Source organism: Pseudoalteromonas sp. SR45-6, from assembly GCF_014163545.1.
GTDB lineage: Bacteria > Pseudomonadota > Gammaproteobacteria > Enterobacterales > Alteromonadaceae > Pseudoalteromonas > Pseudoalteromonas rhizosphaerae.
Window position 1 is genome coordinate 13,060 of record NZ_JACJDM010000031.1, and the last position, 24,914, is coordinate 37,973.

Below are 24,914 nucleotides of genomic sequence, written 5' to 3' on the forward strand. Positions count from 1 at the left end.
ATATAAGCATTTGTGTTTTAACGTTTTAAAAATTGTAGGTATTGCTCAGTCTTAGCTTCTGAAAAGCCATGGCGTAGGAGAACTTGTGCGGCCTCACCATTATTTACAATGGTGTTGAAACCGTTTTCTAATTGTATTAATTGTTGCTTACTTTGCACAGCAGATTTGGAAAAAATAATATATAGGTAGTGGGACGCTAAATGAGGAGGGATATATACGATTGACTGTCCTGTTTGTAATTGTGGATGATTGTTTAACCAGTACTCACCGACTTCTTTGGTACCAGCTACTAAATCAACGCGGCCAAGCTGTAACACGCGTAAGCTGCTGATCAAGTCATTAGTCGCTGTAATGGCTAAATTATGTTCACTACTAAAACCCTCGCTAACTATATAATTACTACCTTTACTTATGCTGTATGGCTGTAATGACGTTAAACTGCCATCGTAATTTATTTTGCTACTTTTTCGTTTAAATAATCCAGTAAATGACTTTGCTAATGGTCGTGAATAGTGGAATGTTTTTTCTCGCTCGGCGCTATAATAAGCCCCTAAAAGAGCTGTTCGCTTATTTTTTTCAAGTAATCTTAGTGCACGAGCCCAAGTTGTAAACTCAATGCTAGCTTCAATATCTTGGCTTGCTAATGCAGTAATAATAATATCAGCTAACCAACCTTGTTGCGGCAGTTGCTCTGAAAAATACGGGGGAAAAGGCTCGGTAACAAAAAGCCATTTATCTTGGCTGTATGTATGGCCTGCGTAAAATAAACAAATAAGTATGAAAAATAATTTAAGCATTACGACCAGTACTAAAAACGATCAATATAGTAAGCGTAGACAATATTTTATATTTGTGCGAATGGTTCACTTACTAGTTCTTGTGTCTGTGCGGTAACAACTAAATAAGAGCCTTGAGTATACCAATCACCCAGCACTGTGCGAGTGAGTGTTTGCTTATCTACTTCATAATGATGCACATTAGGGCGATGGGTATGGCCATGGATCATATGTTTTACTTGGTGTTTTGCAAATGTTGCTAGTACCGCTTGTTCAGTAACATCTAATATTTCAAGCGCTTTACCGGTTTGATTTTGCTTTGATTTTTCTCTGGCATTTTGCGCAACTTTACGACGATACCAAAGTGGCATAGCAAGCATTAATCTTGGCCACCACCAACTGCGGCCTTTTTTACGAAACTTTTGATATTCAATATCTTGTGTGCACATTTCATCGCCATGCAAAATGACAGTGGGAGTGCCATATAAGTCAATTACCAGCTGTTCGGGTAATAAAGTCATTCCTGCTTGTTTGGCGTATTTATCGCGCATAATGAAATCACGATTGCCATGCACAAAATATACTGGGGTGCCGTTATCACTCACTACTTTTAAATGCTTTGCAACTTCAGTTGAGAGTGCGGTTACATAGTCATCACCAACCCATACTTCAAAAAAGTCACCGAGTATATATAGCGCGTCTACATCCTTATTAATAATATGCGTATCTAAAAACTGATAAAAAGCTGCACTGATATCTGGGCGATTTTCACTTAAATGGAGGTCGGCAATAAAGTAGGTTTGGCGAGTCATAGGTAAGTCTTTTAAAAATAAATAAAGCGGGCATATACGTATAGCATAGATACCCGCTAAAACGCCACGTTACGTGGGTAAGCGTACTATTAGTTTACAGTTACGCTTGTGATGATAACGTCATCAAGAGGTACGTCTTGATGAAAGCCTGTGCTACCTGTAGCAACGGCTTTAATTTTTTCTACTACGTCCATGCCTTCAACAACTTCAGCAAATACACAGTAACCCCAGCCTTGAGATGTTTCGCTGCTGAAGTTTAAGAAGTCATTGTTATTCACGTTAATGAAAAACTGTGCTGTTGCTGAATGTGGATCCGGCGTACGTGCCATGGCAAGAGTGCCTTTTTTATTTGCAAGGCCATTGTTTGCTTCATTTTGAATAGGATCATGCACTTCTTTTTGTGTCATACCTGGTTCAAAACCACCGCCTTGTACCATGAAACCATCAATCACACGGTGAAAAATAGTGCCGTCGTAAAAGCCTGCGTTAGCATACTGTAAAAAGTTTTTAACTGTGTTTGGCGCATCTTCTTTGTGCATGTTAATGGTGATATCACCAAAATTTGTGTGTAGAACAACCATGTGGTTTCCTATTAGCTGATTTATTTGCCGCTATTTTATCTTAGTTAGCTAAGATTAACAAAGTGCTTATTCAATTGATAAAGCGCTAGAGCAGGGGCTTTTCAAGTGTTAACATAGCGATTCAAGTAAATAGTCAAGGACTTAAAATAAATGGTAAATATATACAACACACTCACGCGTCAAAAAGAGCAATTTAAACCTATGGTCGACGGCAAGATCGACATGTATGTGTGTGGTATCACCATTTATGATTATTGTCATATTGGTCATGCCCGCACATTTGTTAGCTTTGACGTGATCGTACGTTATCTTCGTCACATTGGTTATGATTTAAAGTATGTGCGCAATATCACCGATGTTGATGACAAAATCATTAAGCGTGCGAATGAAAATGGCGAAGCGATTAACGACTTAACTGTGCGTATGACAAAAGCAATGCATGAAGATTTTGATAGTCTAAACATGTTACGTCCAGACATTGAACCTACAGTCACAGGTCATATGGACGAAATTATCGAAATGGTTGAACGACTAGTTACTAAAGGCCACGCCTATGTTGCAGCCGACGGCGATGTTTTATTTGACGTCTCAACGTTTGAGCAATACGGTGCATTGTCACAGCAAGATTTAACTATGCTACAAGCCGGTTCGCGTGTTGAAGTAGCACAAGATAAAGATGATCCACTTGATTTTGTGTTATGGAAAAAAGCCAAAGCGGGTGAACCATCATGGACATCACCGTGGGGCGAAGGTCGTCCAGGTTGGCATATTGAATGTTCGGCAATGAGCTCAAAGCATTTAGGTGAGCATTTTGATATTCATGGCGGTGGTTCAGATTTACAGTTTCCACACCATGAAAATGAGATTGCGCAATCATGCTGTGCAAATAACGGCAAGTACGTCAATACCTGGATCCATACGGGGATGGTACAAGTAAATAAAGAGAAGATGTCAAAATCATTAGACAACTTCTTTACTGTTCGTGATGTACTTAAAGAATATGATGCTGAATCGGTTCGTTATTTTTTAATTTCTGGTCATTACCGCAGCCAGTTAAATTACTCGCAAGAGAACTTAGATCAAGCACGTTCGTCGCTTGAGCGTATTTATACGGCACTTCGTGGTGTTGAGCCTATCAGTTGTGATTTAGCAACAAATGAACATGTGGCTAAATTTAGAAAAGCAATGGATGACGACTTTAATACACCAGAAGCATTACCGGTGTTATTTGAATTAGCCAAAGAGCTAAACCGTGTAAAAGACGTTGATGCTGAGCAAGCGGGTAAGTTAGCATTTGTACTGCGTAGTCTTGGGGAAGTGTTAGGGGTTGCTCAACAAGCACCAGAGGCATTTTTACAAGGTGGCCAAGCAGATGACGAAGTTGCCCAAATAGAAGCGTTAATAGTTAAGCGTAATGAAGCGCGCGCGGGTAAAGATTGGGCTGCGGCCGATGAAGCGCGTGATGCTTTAAATGCACTTGGAGTAATACTGGAAGACTCTGCAGGTAAAACTACATGGCGTAAAGCGTAATTAATTACCTTACTAGTGCCAGTCAAATAGGCATTGCTGAATAAGACATATTTTAGTAAGTATTGTATTAGTAAGTATTACAAAGGGTTGCCAATTTGGCGGCCTTTTTATTTTTTCTAGCTTGACCTCAACTTAACCTTAGGTTTTACCTTTGCGTTTCTTAGTTATTTTGAAAGGAATGAAATGAATATTTTTCTTGCCATGATCCCTGCTTTTTTATGGGGCACCACCTATGCGGTCACTAAATATGCCACCCCAGATTGGCCGCCAATATTACTTGGCGCGTTGCGAGCATTACCTGCGGGTTTACTGTTATTTGTGCTTAAACCATCATGGCCTAAAGCAAAACAGTGGCGCGGTTTAGTATTATTAGCTGTGGTTAATATTGCCCTGTTTTTTAGTTTTATTTTTATTATGGCGGTTAATTTACCAGCGGCAATTGCCGGTGTTGGTATGGTCTCTGTGCCTGTGGTTGCGTTGATTTATGCGTGGGTTTTTAAAAAGCAGCGTCCAGCGTTTTTGCAATCGGTGTGCGCACTTGTATTAGTGATTTTGGCTTGGCGATTATTTGATCCCCAGCATGTCACGATTAATGCCTTAGGAGTATTCGCTTTAATTGGTGCGTTGTTAACAATTGTTGTTGGTAGTACTTTAGTGCAAAAAATGTCTAGCCACACTCATTGGTGGACGGTATTAACATGGCAGCTGATCATTGGCGGATCATTGTTATCATTAGTCGCAATGACTCAAGCTATTTACTTTGATCCACAACAATATCAAGTACTTGCTAATGGTGTCAGTTCAATACAGTGGCTTGCATTATTTTGGTTAATTGTGCCAAATACAGCGCTTGCGTATATCTTGTATGTTTGGTTACTTGGCCGGATGACGGTGGTTGAGTTTACTTTCGGTACGATTGCTAATCCGATCGCAGGTATTATTTGCGCCGTGGTATTACTAAGTGAGCACTATCAAGTTTGGCAATATACGATTATGGTTTTAATGATTTTCTTCTCTGTGCTGCCGCAATTGTTAAAGCTAACACGGCGCCAGCGCTCAGCTAAAATAGCCTCATAAATAACAACAAAGGGTTGCTAAACAGCAACCCTTGTTAATTCTTGATGCGACGTTATAGGCTAATTAGCTATGGTATTTTTCACAGGCTTCAAGGGTATTTTCAATCAAGCTTGCTACTGTCATTGGGCCTACGCCGCCAGGTACTGGCGTGATGAAATGTGCTTTTTGTTCAGCGATCTCATACTGTACGTCACCGACTAATTTGCCGCTATCTAAACGATTAATGCCTACATCGATCACAATTGCACCTTCTTTAACCCAATCCCCAGGAATAAACTCAGGTTTACCAACTGCCACAACTAACAGATCAGCACGGCGTACATGAGTTTCTAAATCTTGCGTAAATTTATGACACACAGTGGTTGTACAACCTGCAAGTAATAGTTCCAATGCCATAGGACGACCAACAATATTTGAAGCGCCAACAACAACTGCATGCATGCCTTTGTATTTTACACCGGTCGAATCAAGCAGTGTAATAATACCTTTTGGCGTACATGGGCGAAGAGCAGGCATACGCTGTGCTAAACGGCCAATGTTATAAGGATGAAAGCCGTCAACATCTTTGAGTGGAGTGATATGCTCAAGGATTCTTTCAACATCAAGACCAGCAGGAAGAGGAAGTTGTACTAAAATACCATCAACTTGTGCATCGTTATTGAGTTCATCAATTAAATCTAATAATGCTTGCTCGTTTGTATCTGCTGGTAAATCAAATGATTTAGAAATAAAGCCAACTTCTTCACAGGCTTTACGTTTTGAACCTACATAAACTTGGCTTGCAGGATCTTGCCCTACAAGTACAACTGCAAGTCCAGGTGCGCGCAAACCGTTTGCAACACGTTCACTTACTCTTTGTGCTACTGCACTGCGTACTTGTTTAGCTATTGCCTTACCATCGATGATGTTTGCCGTCATGGGTGACCTTTAATTGGGGTTAGTTAACTTAATACCGATACTTTAAAAAACGAATGCATATAGAAATAGGGGTAATATAATGCTAATAAAGAACACGTTCTTTATTACTCGTTTTTAATATGCTTACTATTTTCGCAGAAAAGCGCTAATGCGCCAAGTTGCTTTTCTGATATAGCCGCTAATTATATAAAACAGTTGAAATTTTAGCTGATCCTCACAATATTTAACCATTATGAACTAAAAATGACCGATTGATTTATTTTCTTAAAAAAAGGTTTGACCTGACACCGTCAAATCACTATTATGCACCCCGTTGTCAACGAGGTCACTCGCTAACAATAGTAAGCATCGGCGATTAGCGCAGTTTGGTAGCGCACTTGGTTTGGGTCCAAGGGGTCGCAGGTTCAAATCCTGCATCGCCGACCACTTTCTAAATTATAAAGAATGGTAATGATTGGTTTGGGTATATCCCATGCAGTCACAGGTTAAATGCTGAAAAGCAGGTAACTATTCTATTATAATAGATTGGCTTATTGGTAAACTATGAAGTTTTCGATGCGCCCATAGCTCAGCTGGATAGAGCAACGCCCTTCTAAGGCGTCGGTCGAAGGTTCGAATCCTTCTGGGTGCACCATTTGAAAACACGTAAATATAGCGGTGGTTGTAGCTCAGTTGGTAGAGCCCCGGATTGTGATTCCGGTTGTCGTGGGTTCGAGCCCCATCAGTCACCCCATTTACAAAAAAGAATATCGGCGATTAGCGCAGTTTGGTAGCGCACTTGGTTTGGGTCCAAGGGGTCGCAGGTTCAAATCCTGCATCGCCGACCACTTTCTCAAAAAGTGGTCTCAAATACACAGTTTGAGTGTTCAATGAAAACGAGGTTTAATACTTCAATATCGGCGATTAGCGCAGTTTGGTAGCGCACTTGGTTTGGGTCCAAGGGGTCGCAGGTTCAAATCCTGCATCGCCGACCACTTTCTTAATTAATAAAAAACAATTCAAAATTCATATTTCACAGCTTAATTCTAAAGCTAAAATATTGCTAACTTGCTAACTTGCTAACTTGCCACTCAAACGCCTACTTTTTATCCGCTATGCTTGCTTAATCCGCTATCTGACCAAATAATTGCCCCCTAGACTCGACTATCATAAATATTAGGTTATAATGCCGCGTCTATTGTTTAACATAGTGCCCGAAGGGCAGAGCAGCATTGGTATCTTATAGTGAAGATGGGGTTGATAAGTCGCTTTAATGACTTTAAACGTGCCAAAACGCATAGTGATTACCGTGTTTGTAAGGAAGGCGAACAGTCGCCAAAATTGAAGATTGAGGTATATCATGCAAGTTTCTGTTGAGACGACTCAAGGCCTTGAGCGCCGTCTGACCATCACCGTTCCTGCAGAGAACGTTGAGACCGAAGTAAAAAAACGCTTACAACAACTGTCTAAAACCCAGCGTATTGATGGTTTCCGTCCTGGTAAAGTACCAACGTCTGTAATCAACAAACGTTACGGTGGCGCAGTTCGTCAGGAAGTTGCTGGCGAAGTAATGCAACGTAATTTTTATGAAGCTATCGTAGCTGAAAAAATTAACCCTGCTGGCGCACCAACATTTGCTCCTAAAGCACTTGAAGCAGGTAAAGATTTAGAATTTTCTGCAACATTTGAAGTTTACCCTGAAGTTGAAGTTCAAGGTTTAGATAAAATCACTGTAGAAAAACCAGCTGTAACTGTAACTGACGAAGATTTAGCAAACATGCTAGAAACACTTCGTAAGCAACATGCATCATGGGCTGAAGTTGATGTAGCTGCTGGCGAAAAAGACCGTGTAACGGTTGATTTCGTAGGTACTATCGACGGTGAAGTATTCGAAGGCGGAAAAGCTGAAGACTTCCCATTAGAACTTGGTCAAGGTCGTATGATCCCAGGTTTTGAAGATAACATCGTAGGTAAAAAAGCAGGCGAAGAAGTTGTTTCTGACGTAACTTTCCCTGAAGATTACCATGCTGAAAATCTTAAAGGCAAAGCAGCTCAATTCACTATCACAGTGAAGAAAGTTGAAGCGCAAGAGCTACCTGAACTTAGCGAAGAATTCGCAACTAAGTTTGGTGTAACTGAAGGCGGTGTTGACGCTCTTAAAGAAGAAGTTAAAAAGAACATGACACGTGAACTTGACCAAGCGGTTAAAGCTAACGTGAAAGACCAAGCAATTAAAGGTCTTTTAGCTAACAACGAAATCGACGTGCCTAAAGCCCTAGTAGATCAAGAAATTGATGCACTACGTCAACAAGCTGCACAACGTTTTGGTGGCGATGCTAAAAACATGCCTGAGCTTCCAGCTGAATTGTTCCACGAGCAAGCTGTAACACGCGTTAAAACTGGCCTATTATTAGGTGAAGTAATTAAAGCGAACGAGATCAAAGTTGATGATTCAAAAGTTGAAGCGTTAATTGCAACAGTGGCTTCAGCATACGAAGATCCAACTGAAGTTGTAGAATACTACAAAGCAAATGATCAACTTATGCAACAGATGCGTAATGTAGCAATGGAAGAGCAAGCTGTTGAAGCTATTTTAGCTAAAGCAAATGTAACTGACGTTGAAAAAGCATTTGATGACATCATGAATCCGCAGCAAGGTGCTTAATAAGTCATTGACTTAAGTCCTCGCTAACGATTAAATGGCTCGTGTTACTCTGTTTTATGCAGCGTGCCCGAGCCATTTTAGTTTGTGGCCTTCAATTTTGCCAAAAAGATAACTATGCTTTTCTTATAATAAGGATAAGTATAAGCGCATAAGGAATAAAATAAGTATGAACACTGGTATTACAGATCCTCTAAATGCATTAGTTCCAATGGTTGTTGAACAGACAGCAAAAGGCGAGCGCTCGTATGATATTTATTCGAGACTATTAAAAGAGCGAATCATATTTTTAACGGGCCAGGTTGAAGATAACATGGCGAATCTAATTTTAGCGCAAATGTTATTTTTAGAATCAGAAAACCCAGAAAAAGATATCTTTTTATATATCAATTCACCGGGTGGTTCAGTGACTGCGGGTATGGCAATCTACGACACCATGAATTTTATTAAACCAGATGTAAGTACAATTTGTGTTGGTCAAGCGGCTAGCATGGGTGCATTCTTATTAACAGCTGGTGCAAAAGGCAAACGTTATTGTTTACCTAATTCACGCGTGATGATTCACCAACCATTAGGTGGTTTCCAAGGTCAAGCATCTGACTTTGAAATACACGCTAAAGAAATCCTGTCTATTAAAGACAAATTAAACCGTTTAATGGCAGAGCATACTGGCCAACCATTAGATGTGATTTCAAAAGATACAGACCGTGATAACTTTATGAGCGCAACTCAAGCCGTTGATTATGGTTTAGTTGATGCGGTATTTACTAATCGCGAAAGTAAGTAAATATAACAGCGAGTAGTTAACGCTACTTGCTGAAGTCGTTTACACTGTGAGAACCAAAGATTTTTGGTATAGTAAAACGTATTAAAATAGCTGCTAAGTAGTTTGGCAGCCAACGTATAAGATGAGGTAGCTGAATGTCTGACACTCCTACAGACGGCGACAAAAGTAATAAATTGTTATACTGCTCTTTTTGTGGCAAAAGCCAGCATGAAGTTCGTAAACTCATTGCAGGGCCTTCAGTATACATTTGTGATGAATGTGTTGAGCTGTGTAATGACATTATCAGGGAAGAGATCAAAGACATTGCGCCTAAGCACAATACCTCTGATAAACTGCCTGCACCAAAAGAAATTCGTAATCATTTAGATGATTATGTTATTGGTCAAGATCACGCTAAAAAAGTATTGTCAGTAGCGGTTTATAACCACTACAAACGATTACGTAATCAAAGCACCAAGGTCGACATTGAGTTAGGTAAAAGTAATATCTTACTTATTGGCCCAACCGGCAGTGGTAAAACATTATTAGCTGAAACGTTAGCGCGTTTATTAGATGTGCCGTTTACAATGGCCGATGCAACCACACTAACTGAAGCTGGTTATGTGGGCGAAGATGTTGAAAACATCATTCAAAAGTTGCTACAAAAATGTGATTACGATGTAGAAAAAGCGCAACGTGGTATTGTTTACATTGATGAGATTGACAAAATTTCACGTAAATCTGATAACCCGTCGATCACTCGTGATGTATCTGGTGAGGGCGTGCAACAAGCACTGCTTAAACTAATTGAAGGTACTGTGGCATCTGTGCCACCACAAGGCGGACGTAAACACCCACAGCAAGAGTTTTTACAGGTAGACACCTCTAAAATCTTATTCATCTGTGGTGGCGCATTCTCTGGTCTTGATAAAGTGATCGAGCAGCGTAGTCATAAAAATACCGGTATTGGTTTTGGGGTAAACGTAAAAGAATCTGCGGCGAGTCGTTCTTTAAGTGATACATTTAAAGATGTTGAGCCAGAAGATTTAGTGAAATATGGTTTGATCCCTGAGTTCATTGGTCGTCTACCAGTAGTGGCAACCTTAACTGAACTCGATGAGTCGGCTTTAGTGCAAATATTAAATGAGCCTAAAAACGCCTTAACGAAACAGTACGGCGCATTATTTGGTATGGAAGACGTTGAACTTGAATTCCGTGATGACGCACTGCGTGCTATCGCTCATAAAGCGATGGAGCGTAAAACAGGTGCCCGTGGTCTTCGTTCAATCGTTGAAGCGGTGTTACTCGATACTATGTACGAACTTCCTTCAATGGAAAACGTCAGCAAAGTCGTGATTGACGAAACCGTGATCAAAGGTGAATCAGATCCTATTTTGATTTATCAAAGCGCTAGCCAAGATAAAGCAGCGTCTGAGTAAAATTTACTCATTTTGATAATAAAAAGGAGCCTAGTGCTCCTTTTTTTATAATTTATTTAATCCAGTTGCGTTAAATTGTTGAACTTTACTTAGGTTATCCCCATATACTTGAGTAATCTTTAAAATAAATGAAGAGCGAAGAGAAAAATAATGACGCTTGAGAGAACAGATCGAGTCGAAATCCCGGTGCTAGCACTGCGCGATGTCGTGGTATATCCGCACATGGTGATCCCGCTTTTTGTAGGCCGTGAAAAATCAATAAAATGCCTTGAAGCGGCAATGGATAAAGACAAACAAATTTTCCTTGTTGCGCAAAAAGACGCGACCGTAGATGAGCCTGAGCAAGATGATATTTACCGTGTTGGTACCATAGCCACGGTATTACAATTGCTTAAACTTCCTGATGGCACAGTCAAAGTACTGGTTGAAGGCACACAGCGAGCAAAACTAGAAAGCTTTATTGATAATGAAGACTTTTTTGTTGCTAATGCGCAGTTTATTGGTTCAGAAGAAATCGATGAGCAAGAGCAAGATGTATTTATTCGCAGTGCCATCAGTCAGTTTGAAGGCTATGTAAAGCTAAATAAAAAAATACCACCAGAGGTGTTAACCTCGGTCAGTGGCATTGATGAAGCGCCGCGCCTTGCCGATACTATGGCAGCGCACATGCCGCTGAAAGTGCCTGAAAAGCAAAAAGTACTCGAAATCACCAATGTTACAGAACGTCTTGAATATTTAATGGCGTTGATGGAAGGTGAAATTGATTTACTGCAAGTTGAGAAAAAAATTCGTACCCGCGTTAAAAAGCAGATGGAAAAGTCGCAACGTGAGTATTATCTTAATGAGCAAATGAAAGCCATTCAAAAAGAATTAGGCGAGCTTGACGACGTACCAGATGAATTCGAAGCACTGAAAAAGCGCATTGAAGAATCAGGTATGAGCAATGACGCGCAAGAAAAAGCGAACTCTGAACTTGCTAAGCTTAAAATGATGTCGCCGATGTCGGCAGAAGCCACGGTTGTGCGTTCATACATAGACACATTAATTAATGTGCCATGGAAGAAACGTTCGAAAGTGAAAAAAGACTTAGCGGGCGCACAAAAGATTTTAGACAGCGACCATCACGGTCTTGATAAAGTCAAAGAACGAATCATTGAATATCTCGCTGTGCAACAGCGTACCAATAAACTCAAAGGGCCAATTTTGTGCCTTGTGGGTCCACCGGGTGTTGGTAAAACGTCATTAGGTCAATCGATTGCTCGCTCTACAGGGCGTAAGTATATTCGTATGGCACTAGGTGGTGTACGTGATGAAGCAGAAATTCGTGGCCACCGTCGTACTTACATAGGTTCAATGCCAGGTAAGTTGATTCAAAACATGAGTAAAGTGGGCGTTAAAAATCCATTATTCTTGTTAGATGAAATCGACAAAATGTCATCAGATATGCGTGGCGATCCTGCATCGGCACTGCTTGAAGTACTTGATCCTGAGCAAAATAGCCATTTTGCGGATCATTACTTAGAAGTCGATTATGACTTATCTGACGTAATGTTTGTTGCTACATCAAACAGCTTTAACATTCCTGGTCCGTTATTGGATCGGATGGAAGTGATCCGGTTATCGGGTTATACCGAAGATGAAAAGCTGAATATTGCCAAAGAGCATTTAATTGTTAAACAAGTTAAACGCAATGGCTTAAAAGATGGCGAATTAATCATCGAAGACAGTGCAATCATCGGCATTATTCGTTATTACACCCGTGAAGCGGGCGTACGTAACTTAGAACGCGAAATATCTAAGTTATGCCGTAAAGCGGTGAAGAATATCTTGCTTGAAAAAGGCACTAAAACAGTCACTATTAACGCTGACAACCTTGAAGATTTCTTAGGTGTGCAGCGCTATGATTATGGTAAAGCTGAAGACGGCGATCGCATTGGCCAAGTTACAGGTTTAGCGTGGACTGAAGTGGGCGGTGATTTGCTGACCATCGAATGTGCCGCAGTACCAGGCAAAGGTAAACTAAGCTACACCGGGTCACTAGGCGATGTAATGCAAGAGTCGATTCAAGCAGCTATGACAGTTGTACGTAATCGCGCTGATGCATTTCGTATTAACAGTGATTTTTACGAAAAACGTGATATTCACGTTCACGTACCTGAGGGGGCAACTCCAAAAGATGGACCAAGTGCTGGCGCCGCGATGGTAACAGGTTTGGTATCAAGTCTTACAGGTAACCCGGTACGTGCTGATGTGGCGATGACGGGTGAAATCACCTTACGTGGTGAAGTATTACCAATTGGTGGCTTAAAAGAGAAACTATTAGCCGCTCATCGTGGTGGAATTAAAACGGTCATTATTCCAAAAATTAACGAACGTGACTTAAAAGAGATCCCTGACAATGTATTGGCAGGACTTGATATTCACCCAGTTACGTGGATTGATGAGGTTTTAAAACTGGCTTTAGTACACCCAGTTGAGAGTTTTTCAGTCGAAACATCAAAAAACCAGTAAAAAAGCGAAAAAAAGTGCTTTAAAGGGCTTTTCAAATCTAGATGGTATGATAAGTTAAGCACTGGTTTTCAAGCCGAGGCCTTATGTGGCCTAGGCTGAAGAAAAATTACAATCGTATGAGCATGAAAAAGTTTGCTCTAAAATTTTCAAAATAGTGATGTTAGTTTAAAAAACAATCGCTCTTGATAATAACAATGAAAGAGGATGATATTGTGAATAAATCTCAATTAATCGATCAAATCGCAGCTGATGCTGACATTTCTAAAGCGGCTGCGGGTCGTGCACTTGATTCATTCATCGAGGCTGTTTCTGGCGCTCTTAAAGATGGCGATTCAGTAGCATTGGTTGGTTTCGGTACTTTCTCAGTACGTGAACGTGCTGCACGTTCAGGCCGTAACCCACAAACTGGCGAAACAATTCAAATCGCTGCAGCGACTATCCCAGCTTTTAAAGCAGGTAAAGCGCTTAAAGATGCATGTAACAGCTAATCACTGCTCTTTAGTGAGTTAGTTTGGTAGTGTAAGAAGTTAATCGCTTTTACAGCTTAATTAACGTTCTTTCTCGCCAACTGCTTCAAGTAAAAAAGCGTATCTGGTAAGATACGCTTTTTTTACATAAGCAAGGCGATTTCTGCCTCGAATAGAATAGAGATAAATAAATGCTTGAGAAAATCAGAGAAGGTTCACAAGGACCGGTAGCTAAAATTATTTTAGGCGCGGTGATTTTATCTTTTGCCTTAGCAGGGATCGGTGGTTACTTAGGTCAAACCACAGAGCAGCCCGTAGCTGAAGTAAATGGAGTTAAAATTAGCCAAACCGAGTTTAGCCGTGCGTTCCAAAATGAACGTGCACGTTTAGAGCAACAATTTGGCGAATACTTTGCACAAATTGCTGCTGATCCAAATTACATGGCACAAATTCGTCAAGGCGTCGTTGACCGTCTAGTACAACAAGAATTGCAAACTCAACTAGCGGCCGAACTTGGCTTACGTGTTAGTGACGACAGTGTTCGTAAAGCGATTTTAGAATTGCCATACTTCCAAATTGGTGGGCAATTTAACAACGATCGTTACTTACAAGTTATCCGTCAAATGAACTTTCAACCTGACGCATTTCGTGAATATTTACGTGAAGAAATGACTCGTAGCCAGCTAATTTCAGCGGTTGCAGGTACCGATTTTGCTCTAAATAGCGAACTGACTAATGCCGTTGCGCTACAACAGCAAACGCGCAATATTGACTATGTCGTGATCAGCAAAGAGTCTTTACAGCAAAACGTGACAGTAACAGAGCAAGAAATTGCCGATTACTATGATCTAAATATGTCGCAGTTTTTAGCGCCAGAGCAAGTATCAGTAAACTACATTGATTTAAATGCAGCTAACTTAACACTTGAAACTCATGTTAGCGAAGCAGACGTTAAAGCATATTATGATCAAAACAAAGCACAATACGTCGAACCTGAAAAACGCCGTGTATCGCATATCTTAATTGATAACAGTGAAGATGATGATGCAGCAAAAGCCAAAGCAGAAGACTTGTTAGCACAATTACAACAAGGCGGTGACTTTGCGGCATTAGCAGAATCATCATCTGATGATACCGTTAGTGCTGAAATGGGTGGTGACTTAGATTGGATAGAACGTGACATGATGGATCCTGCTTTTGAAGATGCGGCATTCGCATTAGCAAATAAAGGGGATTTTTCAGACGTTGTACAATCTGAGTTTGGTTACCATATTATTCAGTTAACTGATATTCAGAGCCAACAAGTAAAAGCGTATGACACTGTTAAAGCTGATTTACGTGCTGAGCTTGAGCGTACTGAAAAAGTAAATGCATTCTATGAAAAGCAAACAGAAATGGGCGCTATTGCATTTGAAATTTCAGATACCTTGGTTGATGCTGCAGAAGTTGCCGGTGTTGAAGTACAAACAACAGCATTAGTTGACCGTAATTCTCTACCTGCGCCGCTTAATACACCAGCGGTATTAGCTGCAATCTTCTCACCAGATGTGCTTGAAGATAAAATGAACTCTGAGGTTATCGAAGTGGGCGATGAGCATGTTGTGTTAGTGCGTGTTAAAGAGCATGTACCAGCTGCAACAAAAGCACTTGCTGATGTATCAGAGCAAATTAAAGCACGTTTAGTTAGTGAAAAAGCTTCAGAGCTTGCGAAAGAAAAAGCAACAACACTATATGCTGAAATTGAAGCTGGCAAGAGCTTAAATGACCTAGTAACTGAGCAAAGCTTAGAACTTCGTCAAGAAGCGGCACTAACTCGTCAAGCTTACACTGTTTCGCCTGCAATCGTTCAACATGCCTTTAAAATGGCACACCCAACTGACACGCCAGTAGTTGAAAAAGTTGAATTAAATAACGGTGATGCCGCAATTGTAGCCTTAAAAGCCGTGACTAACGCTACTGTTGAAGGCGAGATTGACGCTCAGCTTAAGCAAAATATTACTATGGCCCAAGTTAACAAAAACTACATGGTATTCATTGAAGCTTTAAAAGCAAAAGCAGAATTAAACTTACCTAAAGCGCAAGCCGCCACAGAGTAATGTTTAATTAAGCAAACCTAAAAAAGCGCCTAATGGCGCTTTTTTTGTGGGTGCAGTTAAAGGGGTCATGCGCTAGGTTAAAGGTGCTAGGTTTGAGTTTAGTTTACAAAATTGGGTAGCGTGCAACGAAAGCCTTTGAACCTGTGAAGTTTTAAATAGCAGTTGTGACAATTATTATTGATATTAGAATGGCAGAAAAACACACTAAGAATTATGTGATAGTGTTAAAATGCATGTTGGCAAAAAATTGAATCTTAACTACTGTATATATTATCAGTGTAATTGACGTATTTTTGCTTTTATCTGTATAAACACAACAGAAATTTCTAGTTGAGGAAATTATATGAACTTGAATCCACAAACTGAAGCTAACAAAGTACTTGAAACACTTTGGCTTAATCAGGACTTTCCTGTTGATCCTGTCTCGATAGCTAAAAAAATGGGATTACAAGTTTTGGATACAGAACTCCCACCTAGTGTTTCCGGCGCCTTGATTAAAGAGGCTGGTGCTGATCCGATCATCGCTTTACATTATGCTGATCACAGTAACCGAAAACGATTTACCTGCGCACATGAATTAGGTCATTATGTTTCCAGGATTGAGTCTAACGATGAAAGCCTTGAATATGAGTATGTTGACTTAAGAGGCCCAAATGCTTCAAACGGAACTGATGCTGATGAAATATTTGCAAATCAGTTCGCAGCTAACTTATTAATGCCTGAAGCAATTTTAAAAAAATTATTGCGTTCAGGTAAAAATCATTTTAATTTAGCAATGTATTTCGGGGTTTCTCATGAGGCGCTTAAGCATAGATTAAAAGCATTGAGGCTTTTATAATGACGGTACAAGAAAAGGGAAATTTAGCATCGTTAATAAAAGCGAGCCTGCAAGATAAAAGTAAAACTACCCCGACAGATCCTTTAGTTTCAGAGAAAGTTGAAGATTCAAAAGCAGACAGAGAATTAAAAAAATCCTATGCAAATTGGTTTATTAAAATACTTATAGGCCAACTTATCGTGATGAATATTGTATTTTTTTGCGTAGGATTTGGTTGGCTGGCTTTTGATGAATGGTCGTTAAATTTATATATGGGTAGTACATTAGCGGAAGTGTTCGGCGTAATTTTAGTAATCACCAAGAACCTGTTTCCAACCAAGCCAACAAATAGATGATTTTTCAGACTGTTTGGAGTTGATTAAGGTTCTATTTTTCCAGAACCTACTATTTCTGAGTTAAACGTAAGCACTATCCCAAATACGATGTTCTCATTTCGCATAAAGCGGTTGATAAATCCGCTTTACTATTGGCTTTCGTTTTTTAACCACAAACAGCGATAGATATATATCCCTTAACTGCTCTGGCTTTTCCTAGAACCTAGAACCTTTTTTTAGCAACTCAACAACTTCTGAGTGACTTTTGATTTTGGCTTTTGGAATACATCTTCTGTTCTACCGTATTCAACAATTTCACCGTGATCGAGTACTACAAGTTGATCGCTTATGTGGCGTACTAAACTTAAGTGGTGAGTGATCAAGATATAACTGAGACCCGTGTCCTGTTGAAGCTTGAGTAGCAGGTTGACGGTTTGTGCACGTACAGAAGGGTCCAGAGACGATAATGCTTCATCAAGTACTACAACCTTAGGGTCGAGTATTAATGCACGTGCTAGAGCGACACGTTGCAGCTGACCGCCACTGAACATATGTGGGTAGTAATACTGATGGTCGTTTAATAAACCTACTTTAGACAGTGTTGCGGTGATTTTTTCAGCGCGAGTTACTTTATCCAAAGAAGTATTATATTGCAGGCAGTCGTTGAGCATTTCGCCAATGGTGAGACCTGGGTTTAATGAGGCTTCAGAGTCTTGGAAAATCATCCGAATATGGCGACATTGCTGATCGCGAACGCCTTTGTTTTCGATGATGTTGCCATCGAGTAGGATTTGCCCAGTATCTGCGCTGTCTGCTCCAGCGAGTAATTTTGCTAGGGTACTTTTACCTGAGCCAGTTTCGCCAATAATAGCCAGTGTTTCACCTTGCTCTAAACAAAACGAGATGTTTTTTAATACCTCAAAACGCTTACGTGAAAATAACCCAGCACGCAGGTTAAAGCTTTTTGACAAGGCTTGCACTTTTAACAGAGGTTGCATTATTTCATCACCTTAATGAGAGGGAAATGACACGCATAACTATGACCATGTTGTTTAGTTAAAGGCGGTGTTACCACACAAGCTTTTTGTGCCTGCGGACAGCGAGGACCAAGGCGACAGCCTATAGGTAAATGCTGTAAGGTTGGGATTGTCCCTTTTAGTGCATAAAAAGGTTCTTTATGGGCAAGCCCTTGCTCATAATCCGGTAAGCTTTTTAATAATGCTTGTGTATAAGGGTGGCGAGGCTGGGCAAAAATACGCTGGGTTGGACCTGCTTCAACCATTTGCCCGCAGTAAAGTACATGCATGCAATGAGACCAATTAATGATTTCTTCAAGTTCATGGGAGATCATTAAAATTGACATGTTTTTAAGTTGATTTAAACTTTTTAATAACCGGAATACCTGTGCTCGTGTGGTACTTTCAAGAGCTGTAGTTGGCTCATCGGCAATCAGTAACTTAGGTGTACGAGCAATGGCCATAGCAATCATGACCTTTTGACAAACGCCTTCTGAGAGCTCGTGAGGATAGCTCGATAGTACTTTTTCGTGATCTTTAATGCCCACTTTGTGGATCAGCGCTTTTACTCGGTCCTTACGTTCACGGTTTCGCTTTAAGAAAAACCCGGAGCCTGTTATTTCTGGGAGCGTTTCGGCTATTTGCTCAAATATTTTTGCGGTAGGATCAAGACAACGACTAGGATCTTGATAAATCATTGCGATGTCACTGCCTACAATTTTACGCCGTTGTTCGCTTGATAAGCGCATTAAATCTACGCCGCGCCAATGCATACGGTCGGCGGTGATGTGCCAGCGTTTATTTAATACACCCACAATGGCTTTAGCAATTAAGCTTTTACCTGAGCCAGATTCGCCCACTAATGCATGTACTTCACCTTCTTTGAGGCTCAAGTTCACTCTATCTACGGCGCGAATAACGGTATCAGAGGTGCGCAGCTCTATGGTCAGATTTCGTATATCAAGTAATTGCATTTAGTCAGCCTTACGTGCTTTGAGCACTTGGCGTAGCCCGTCGCCCACTAAGTTGGTCGACAGCACCGCTAAAAAGAGTAATACCCCAGGCAAGCCAACGGTCCAAGGTGCTAAATAAATTAAACCCAGATTTTCAGCTAAAATTGCACCCCACTCTGTGGTTGGTGGTTGTGCCCCTAGTTTTAAAAAGCCCAAAGCGGAAATATCTAAAATAGCGGTTGATAATGCCATAGTAAAAATAACCACAATATGCTCATAAATATTTGGAAAAATCCCTCTGGAGAGAATATGCCAGTTCGATGCGCCATCAAGTTTAAATGCAGTAATGTAATCTTTATTAAGCTCAGTGACGATGAGGTTGCGCACCGAGTGAATAAATTGCGGTAATAGCGCTAAAATAATTGCCCACACGGTATTCATCAGGCCTGGGCCTAATATCGCAATAATAATAATCGCTAATAATAAAGACGGTATTGATAAGGTTATATCAAGTAGATGATTTAAAAAGCTTGAGCGAATACCTCGGCTAATGCCGGCAAATGTGCCTACTAACACACCTATGATGGTGGTGATCAGCGCAGCAATGACAGATAAGCCAAAGGTATAAGTTGCGCCATTCATAAGCCGTGAGAGTACATCGCGACCTAAGTCGTCAGTACCGAGTATAAAACGTACATCGCCCATTTCATGCCACGATGGAGGAATAAGTAACGCATCACTGTGTTGCTGGTTTACCCCATATGGTGCAATCAGTGGTGCAGCCGCAGCTAAAATAGCAAAGGCGATAAAAATCCATAACCCCACTAAGGCAGGATGATTGGATTTAAATTTGCGCCAAAATCGCGCTAATGGCGATTTGTTTGACTCTTCTGAAAATAAATTAAACTTTGCCATGCGCTTGATTCCGTGACAGCGGGTCGAACAAGGTATAGGTTAATTCTGCAATAATAGTCGCCAGAATTACAAACATCGATACCGCTAATAAGCCACCTTGAATGGCAGGGTAGTCTCGTTGATAAATACTATCAATTAACCAACGGCCAACACCGGGCCATGAAAAAATCACCTCGGTGATCATTGCCAGAGTGATCAAGGTACTAAACTGTAAACCAATTTGTTTTATAACCGGTAATAAGGCATTACGTAAGGCATGATGCATAATTAATTGGGCACGGTTTAAGCCTTTGGCTCGGGCAGTTTTAATAAAACTTTGCTCAAGCACATGCAACATTGACTCTCGTGTAAAGCGCACTAATACAGTGGTAGGGTACATTGCCAGAACAATGGTCGGCAGGGTTAAATGATGCAGAGCATCAAGCATTGCCAGACCAGAATAAGGAAAGTCTGCTAATACAATATCAATCAAAATAAAGCCAGTTTGGGAGGGGATCTCGTACAGTAAGCCCATTCGCCCTGACATCGGGAACCAACCTAGTTGTAATGAGAACACCATGATCAGCAGCAAAGCTAACCAAAATACCGGCATTGAGTAGCCCACTAATGTCGTGGAGTTAACCAGTTTATCTGGCCAGCGCCGATGATAGGCCGCCGCCAAGATACCTGCCGGAACGCCAACCACAACAGAAATAATTAACGCATAAATACTCAGCTCTAACGTGGCTGGGAATAGCTCGATAATATGAGTAAATACGCTGTCGCCCGAAGCGAACGACACGCCCCAGTCGCCTTGCACAATACGCGCAATAAAAGCAAAATATTGCATTAAATAATTATCGTTAAAGTGATATTTTTCTTGTAGTTCACTGGTTTGTGAAAAACTGGTATTACTGATACCACTTAAATTACTAAGCGGATCGCCGGGAAATAAATAACTGAGTGAAAATGTAAATACACTCAAGGTAAACATCATAAATAACAGTAAGCCTAAACGACGTAAAATATAATTTAACACCATTATTTTTTCCTCGCGTTGGCTAAGGAAATTGCGCCAAATGGGCCAAGTGGAATACCTTCTACATCGGCACTACTTGCTTGAAAACGCATACCGTGGGCAAGTGGTAATAAAGGTAGTTCACGCACTATCATCGCTTGTGCTTGTTGATAATAGGCTTTTCGTTTGGCTAAATCGGTGGTATCAAGCGCTTGTGTCAAGAGTAAGTCAAACTCAGGATCACACCAATTCGCAGGGTTTTTACCACTAAATGCCGCGGTGCAACTGAGTAGCGGGCTAAAAAAGTTATCTGGATCCGGTGTATCTGCAGCCCAACCTAATAACACGCTGTCATGGCGGTGTTCGCCTATGCGTTGAATAAAGGTGTTCCACTCATACTCAACGATACTGACGTTTACACCAATTTTTCGTAAATCGCTTTGCATTAGCTCGGCCATTTTACGTGCGTTAGGATTATAAATTCGGCTCACTGGCATAGCCCAAATGGTCATATCAAAGCCATTAGGAAGGCCAGCCTCAATCAGCAGTTTTTTAGCTAGTTCAGGGTTAAATCCGGGTAGTTTAGCTTGTGGTTGATATGCCCATGATGTTGGCGGTAATAACGATTGCGCACGAATACCGTTGCCGTAATAAACTGCTTGCATGATTTTTTCAACGTCAATGGCATGGGCCAGTGCTTGACGTACTCTTAAATCGTCAAATGGTGGGCGCTCGGTATTAAACGCCCAATAACCTACATTAAGATTGGTTTCTTTTTGTACGTTAATGTCGTCGCGTTGGGCTAAAATACTTAACTGTGCGCTACTTGGGTGTGCGGTTACATCGCACTCTTTAGTGAGCATTTTTGCAATTCGGGTGGTGCCATTTGGGGTGATGTCGTAAACCAACTGCTCCAGCACTACATGGTGTTTCCAATAGTCAGGATTACGATAATAGCGTACTAAGTGATCGCGACGATACTCTTTATAAACATAGGGGCCAGTACCAACAGGGTATTGATCAAAAAGATTAACTTGGTCGCGCTGTTTTAATTGCATGGCATATTCGCGAGACAAAACCACTGCAAAATCAGTTGCCATATTGGCTAAAAAGCTGCTTTCGGCATTAAATAATTCAAAGCGCACTTGGTAGTCGGACACGCGAACAATTTGCCGAATTAGCTGGTCAATGCCGACACTTTGAAAATAAGGGTAATTGGCATCCCCAACAAAGTGATAAGGATTATACACATCGAATAAACGGCTAAAGGTAAAGATTACATCATCAGCGTTAAACTCTCTGCTTGGGGTAAAGTATGCAGTAGTATGAAACTTCACTCCTTTGCGCAAGGTAAAGGTAACTGACTTGCCGTCTTTACTTATTTTCCAGTCAGTGGCCAGTTCACTTTTAAATTCAGCGGTCACGGGATCGATACTGATCAAACGGTCATACAATTGATTTGCAATAATATCGATCGTCGAACCTGTGGTCGTCACTTGGGGATTGAACGACACAGGGTTAGCCTCAGCGCAATAAACTAAGCCCTGATTCTTTTCTTCTAGTGTTTTTTCTTTGGTATCTAAGCAACCCGTTAGGCATACCGTTAAGATACCAAGTAATAATTTATACACTCGTTTAGCCTCTGACTATTATTGTTGATCTAACAAGTTGTATTTTTTCAAATAGCCTCGTAGTTGATGATACGTTAAACCAAGTACTTCTGCAGTTTTCTTTTGATTAAATTGACTATATTCAAGCGCTTTTTTTATTAAATCAATTTCAAATTCATTTGAGAGGTCTTTTAAGCTACATGGAAACTGAAATTGCGGGGTACTTGTTGCAACTATCGGTTCATTGGCGACAACTGCAACAGGAGCTGCTTCTACGGCTTTAGTGGGGAGTTTTTTAATTCGTTGCTTGGGTCTAAAGCGGCTTTCAAATGGGTCTAAAATAATCTGGTGAACGGGAATATGTTCACTGCCATGGCGATATAAGCTTCGTTCCACGACATTTTTAAGTTCACGTATATTACCTGGCCAATCATGCCCTTGCAGTATTTCCACAGCACTGCGGGTGAAACCACTGAATAGTTGCCAGTCCAAATCACGGGCCATATTCATCGCAAATTGCTCAGCGAGTAACATGATGTCTTCCTGACGTTCGCGCAGTGGCGGTAAAGTGATTACATCAAATGCGAGCCTGTCGAGTAAATCGCTTCTAAATTCACCTTGCTCGGCTAAATAAGGAAGGTCTTCATTGGTTGCGCAGACTAAGCGAGTATCGACCTTGACGGTTTGTTTGCCACCGACTCGCTCAAATTCACCGTATTCAATTACCCGTAATAGTTTTTCTTGCACCATGGCAGAGGTATTTGCTAGTTCGTCTAAAAATAGCGTACCGGCATTGGCACGTTCAAAGCGTCCTTCGTGGCGTTTACTTGCGCCGGTAAAGGCACCACTTTCATGGCCAAACAATTCGCTTTCAAGCAAGTTTTCGTTAAGTGCCGCACAGTTGAGCTTAATGTAGCTTTGCTCCCAGCGCTTTGATAAAAAGTGTAAACGGGCGGCGATCAGTTCTTTACCTGTGCCACGTTCACCAATAATCAGTACTGGTTTATCTAAACTTGCCAGCTGTGAAACTTGATCAAGTACCGCTAAAAAGCTGTCTGATTGGCCGAGTAAATTATCTTGTTGGCGAAATTGGCTCATATTCCCTAACTCTTAGTCATTTTTACTAACAGTTAGTGTATTTCATAATTAGGGAGAACTAAAGGAATTTGTATTTTTAGTTTAACATTATGAAAATATTACTGTATTTTATGTTTTATAAAGTTGGCAAGCATATTGTAACAGTAACAGCAGACCAATTAAGTTAAACACTACAGAGGTAAATGTTATGGGAATTTTTTCGCGTTTTGCAGATATTGTTAATTCTAATATCAATGCCATTTTAGATAAAGCAGAAGATCCTGAAAAAATGGTACGTCTGATCATCCAAGAGATGGAAGACACATTAGTTGAAGTACGTTCAACCTCTGCGAAAACATTAGCAGAGAAAAAAGAATTAGTACGTCGTGTCGATACATTAAAAGAGCAAGTCGCTCAATGGCAAGATAAAGCCGAGCTGGCATTGAGCAAAGACCGTGATGATCTAGCCCGTGCTGCATTGCTTGAAAAGCAAAAGTCAGCACAAGCGGTTGCTGCTGTTGAAGATGAACTCAGTCACATAGAATCTCACATTGATAAGCTGCAACAGGAAGTAAGTACGCTACAAGACAAGTTAGCGGATGCAAAAGCACGTCAAAAAGCGATTATTTTACGTCAACGCTCAGCTGAGTCACGCCTAGAGGTGAAAAAAGCATTAGACAGCTCTAAAGTTGAAGATGCATTAAATCGCTTTGAGCGCTACGAAACTAAGATTGATGGACTAGAATCACAAGTAGAATCGTACGACTTAGGCAAAAAGTCATTGGCTGATGAAATTGCTGAGTTACAGCAAAACGAAAAAATCGATGATGAATTAGCAGCACTTAAAAAGAAGCTTGCTGATAAATAAAGATAATAAATAAAGGGGGAGTCATCCCCCTATGCTTGATAAATTAATGGATGTGTAGGAGAGGGTTATGTTTGATGCAGAAGTGTTTGTTGCTCCAATTATCATTTTTATGGTTGTGGTAGCACCCCTTTGGTTAATTTTACATTACCGAAGTAAAAAGCAAGTAAGCCAAGGCTTGAGCGAACACGAACACCGCCAGTTACTTGAGCTTGCTCAAAAAGCAGATAAAATGGCTGACCGAGTAGAAACTTTAGAAGCACTACTTGATCAAGAGGCCCCACAGTGGAGGCGTAAGGTATGAGTGCTAAACGTGAACTGCTAAGAGATCCAGCACGTGGTAAAATAGCCGGTGTATGTGCAGGGCTCAGTGATTATTTCAATATGGAATTGTGGTTAGTACGTATTATCGTAGTAACGGCAGTGTTACTAGCTGGTGGCCCGTTGTTTGTTGTGGCTTACATCGCAGCGTGGTTTATTTTAGATAAAAAACCTGCCAATGCACAAAGCAAAACTGATGCGGCAAAACACGAAGATCCTCTTGAAGTAAAATTTAAAGTATGGCAAAAAGGTGAGCCACCACGTCGTGCTTTACAAGATTTAAAAGACCGTTTGGGACGTGTTGATATACGTTTACAAGATATGGAACGTTATGTTACTTCAACCGAGTTTACGGTTAGCCGTGAAATCAATAAGCTGTAAAGGACTTAATAGC

23 protein-coding genes and 5 tRNA genes are annotated in these 24,914 nt (G+C 40.7%); 18 read left to right on the plus strand and 10 right to left on the minus strand.

Translation table 11 applies throughout. The annotated features are described in order from the left end of the window. Positions 1 to 17: 17 nt before the first annotated feature. The 3 genes from H5158_RS13720 to H5158_RS13730 all read right to left on the minus strand — a co-directional run bounded on the left by H5158_RS13720 (position 18) and on the right by H5158_RS13730 (position 2,169). Positions 18 to 797, minus strand: a complete 780-nt coding sequence (locus tag H5158_RS13720; RefSeq protein ID WP_182718150.1) for an ABC transporter substrate-binding protein — start codon at positions 795 to 797, stop codon at positions 18 to 20. A gap of 47 nt (positions 798 to 844) precedes the next feature. Next, entirely contained in the window at positions 845 to 1,588 is a 744-nt protein-coding gene (locus H5158_RS13725; RefSeq protein ID WP_182718149.1) for a UDP-2,3-diacylglucosamine diphosphatase, read from the minus strand. An 89-nt stretch (positions 1,589 to 1,677) separates the two neighbouring features. After that, positions 1,678 to 2,169, minus strand: a complete 492-nt coding sequence (locus tag H5158_RS13730) for a peptidylprolyl isomerase (protein ID WP_182740251.1) — start codon at positions 2,167 to 2,169, stop codon at positions 1,678 to 1,680. Between the two features lie 150 nt (positions 2,170 to 2,319). Between H5158_RS13730 and cysS the strand changes: the two genes are divergently transcribed. After that, positions 2,320 to 3,699, plus strand: a complete 1,380-nt coding sequence (cysS, locus tag H5158_RS13735) for a cysteine--tRNA ligase (RefSeq protein WP_182718148.1) — start codon at positions 2,320 to 2,322, stop codon at positions 3,697 to 3,699. A gap of 183 nt (positions 3,700 to 3,882) precedes the next feature. Further along, on the plus strand, positions 3,883 to 4,776 hold the full coding sequence (locus tag H5158_RS13740) for a DMT family transporter (RefSeq protein WP_182740252.1): 894 nt from the start codon (positions 3,883 to 3,885) through the stop codon (positions 4,774 to 4,776). A 63-nt stretch (positions 4,777 to 4,839) separates the two neighbouring features. Here the strand turns inward: H5158_RS13740 and folD are convergent, their stop codons facing one another. Next, on the minus strand, positions 4,840 to 5,694 hold the full coding sequence (gene folD / locus H5158_RS13745) for a bifunctional methylenetetrahydrofolate dehydrogenase/methenyltetrahydrofolate cyclohydrolase FolD (protein ID WP_149980758.1): 855 nt from the start codon (positions 5,692 to 5,694) through the stop codon (positions 4,840 to 4,842). Between the two features lie 349 nt (positions 5,695 to 6,043). Here folD and H5158_RS13750 point away from each other — a divergent pair. The 13 genes from H5158_RS13750 to H5158_RS13810 all read left to right on the plus strand — a co-directional run bounded on the left by H5158_RS13750 (position 6,044) and on the right by H5158_RS13810 (position 16,787). Then, positions 6,044 to 6,120 (plus strand) — tRNA-Pro (locus H5158_RS13750). 131 nt (positions 6,121 to 6,251) lie between these two features. Next, positions 6,252 to 6,328 (plus strand) — tRNA-Arg (locus H5158_RS13755). Positions 6,329 to 6,351: 23 nt separating this feature from the next. Beyond that, positions 6,352 to 6,427, plus strand: a tRNA-His gene (locus H5158_RS13760). Positions 6,428 to 6,444: 17 nt separating this feature from the next. Further along, a tRNA-Pro gene (locus tag H5158_RS13765) sits at positions 6,445 to 6,521 on the plus strand. Between the two features lie 70 nt (positions 6,522 to 6,591). Further along, a tRNA-Pro gene (locus H5158_RS13770) sits at positions 6,592 to 6,668 on the plus strand. 365 nt (positions 6,669 to 7,033) lie between these two features. After that, positions 7,034 to 8,338 (plus strand): trigger factor, encoded by a 1,305-nt coding sequence (gene tig / locus H5158_RS13775; RefSeq protein WP_149980757.1) that lies wholly within the window; start codon positions 7,034 to 7,036, stop codon positions 8,336 to 8,338. 166 nt (positions 8,339 to 8,504) lie between these two features. Continuing rightward, positions 8,505 to 9,122 carry an ATP-dependent Clp endopeptidase proteolytic subunit ClpP gene (gene clpP / locus H5158_RS13780; RefSeq protein WP_064668127.1) on the plus strand — a complete coding sequence of 206 codons (618 nt, stop codon included), beginning with the start codon at positions 8,505 to 8,507 and terminating at the stop codon, positions 9,120 to 9,122. A gap of 134 nt (positions 9,123 to 9,256) precedes the next feature. Continuing rightward, a complete protein-coding gene (gene clpX / locus H5158_RS13785) occupies positions 9,257 to 10,540 on the plus strand; it encodes an ATP-dependent protease ATP-binding subunit ClpX (protein WP_064668126.1) in 1,284 nt (427 codons plus the stop codon). A 150-nt stretch (positions 10,541 to 10,690) separates the two neighbouring features. Next, positions 10,691 to 13,051: an endopeptidase La gene (lon, locus tag H5158_RS13790; RefSeq protein ID WP_145241462.1), complete on the plus strand. Its 2,361-nt coding sequence runs from the start codon at positions 10,691 to 10,693 to the stop codon at positions 13,049 to 13,051. A 185-nt stretch (positions 13,052 to 13,236) separates the two neighbouring features. After that, positions 13,237 to 13,539: an HU family DNA-binding protein gene (locus H5158_RS13795; protein ID WP_301562686.1), complete on the plus strand. Its 303-nt coding sequence runs from the start codon at positions 13,237 to 13,239 to the stop codon at positions 13,537 to 13,539. 170 nt (positions 13,540 to 13,709) lie between these two features. Then, entirely contained in the window at positions 13,710 to 15,614 is a 1,905-nt protein-coding gene (gene ppiD, locus H5158_RS13800; protein ID WP_182740253.1) for a peptidylprolyl isomerase, read from the plus strand. A gap of 343 nt (positions 15,615 to 15,957) precedes the next feature. Then, complete coding sequence (locus tag H5158_RS13805; protein ID WP_182718143.1) at positions 15,958 to 16,452, plus strand: ImmA/IrrE family metallo-endopeptidase; 495 nt, start codon at positions 15,958 to 15,960, stop codon at positions 16,450 to 16,452. Further along, positions 16,452 to 16,787, plus strand: coding sequence for a hypothetical protein (locus tag H5158_RS13810; RefSeq protein ID WP_182740254.1), 336 nt, complete (start codon positions 16,452 to 16,454; stop codon positions 16,785 to 16,787). Before H5158_RS13805 ends, H5158_RS13810 begins: the two co-directional genes overlap by 1 nt. A 215-nt stretch (positions 16,788 to 17,002) precedes the next feature. Here the strand turns inward: H5158_RS13810 and H5158_RS13815 are convergent, their stop codons facing one another. From H5158_RS13815 to pspF, 6 genes are read right to left on the minus strand one after another with little or no spacing between them, the layout of a single operon-like run. Next, on the minus strand, positions 17,003 to 17,764 hold the full coding sequence (locus H5158_RS13815; protein ID WP_182740255.1) for an ATP-binding cassette domain-containing protein: 762 nt from the start codon (positions 17,762 to 17,764) through the stop codon (positions 17,003 to 17,005). Next, positions 17,764 to 18,756: an oligopeptide/dipeptide ABC transporter ATP-binding protein gene (locus tag H5158_RS13820; RefSeq protein ID WP_145241453.1), complete on the minus strand. Its 993-nt coding sequence runs from the start codon at positions 18,754 to 18,756 to the stop codon at positions 17,764 to 17,766. Before H5158_RS13820 ends, H5158_RS13815 begins: the two co-directional genes overlap by 1 nt. After that, positions 18,757 to 19,650: an ABC transporter permease subunit gene (locus tag H5158_RS13825; protein WP_145241450.1), complete on the minus strand. Its 894-nt coding sequence runs from the start codon at positions 19,648 to 19,650 to the stop codon at positions 18,757 to 18,759. Next, positions 19,637 to 20,671, minus strand: coding sequence for an ABC transporter permease subunit (locus tag H5158_RS13830; protein WP_145241448.1), 1,035 nt, complete (start codon positions 20,669 to 20,671; stop codon positions 19,637 to 19,639). The genes H5158_RS13825 and H5158_RS13830 overlap by 14 nt, the downstream gene beginning before the upstream one ends. Continuing rightward, positions 20,671 to 22,278: an ABC transporter substrate-binding protein gene (locus tag H5158_RS13835; RefSeq protein WP_182740256.1), complete on the minus strand. Its 1,608-nt coding sequence runs from the start codon at positions 22,276 to 22,278 to the stop codon at positions 20,671 to 20,673. The genes H5158_RS13830 and H5158_RS13835 overlap by 1 nt, the downstream gene beginning before the upstream one ends. 18 nt (positions 22,279 to 22,296) lie before the next feature. Then, positions 22,297 to 23,355, minus strand: a complete 1,059-nt coding sequence (gene pspF / locus H5158_RS13840) for a phage shock protein operon transcriptional activator (RefSeq protein ID WP_145241444.1) — start codon at positions 23,353 to 23,355, stop codon at positions 22,297 to 22,299. Between the two features lie 187 nt (positions 23,356 to 23,542). Here pspF and pspA point away from each other — a divergent pair, with 187 nt between their 5' ends. The 3 genes from pspA (at position 23,543) to pspC (ending at position 24,901) form a co-directional block, all read left to right on the plus strand. After that, complete coding sequence (gene pspA, locus H5158_RS13845) at positions 23,543 to 24,202, plus strand: phage shock protein PspA (protein ID WP_145241442.1); 660 nt, start codon at positions 23,543 to 23,545, stop codon at positions 24,200 to 24,202. A gap of 67 nt (positions 24,203 to 24,269) precedes the next feature. After that, the gene (gene pspB, locus H5158_RS13850) at positions 24,270 to 24,503 is read left to right on the plus strand and encodes an envelope stress response membrane protein PspB (RefSeq protein ID WP_145241440.1); all 234 of its coding nucleotides are present in this window, start codon (positions 24,270 to 24,272) and stop codon (positions 24,501 to 24,503) included. Then, entirely contained in the window at positions 24,500 to 24,901 is a 402-nt protein-coding gene (gene pspC / locus H5158_RS13855; RefSeq protein WP_145241438.1) for an envelope stress response membrane protein PspC, read from the plus strand. Before pspB ends, pspC begins: the two co-directional genes overlap by 4 nt. Positions 24,902 to 24,914: the final 13 nt, after the last annotated feature.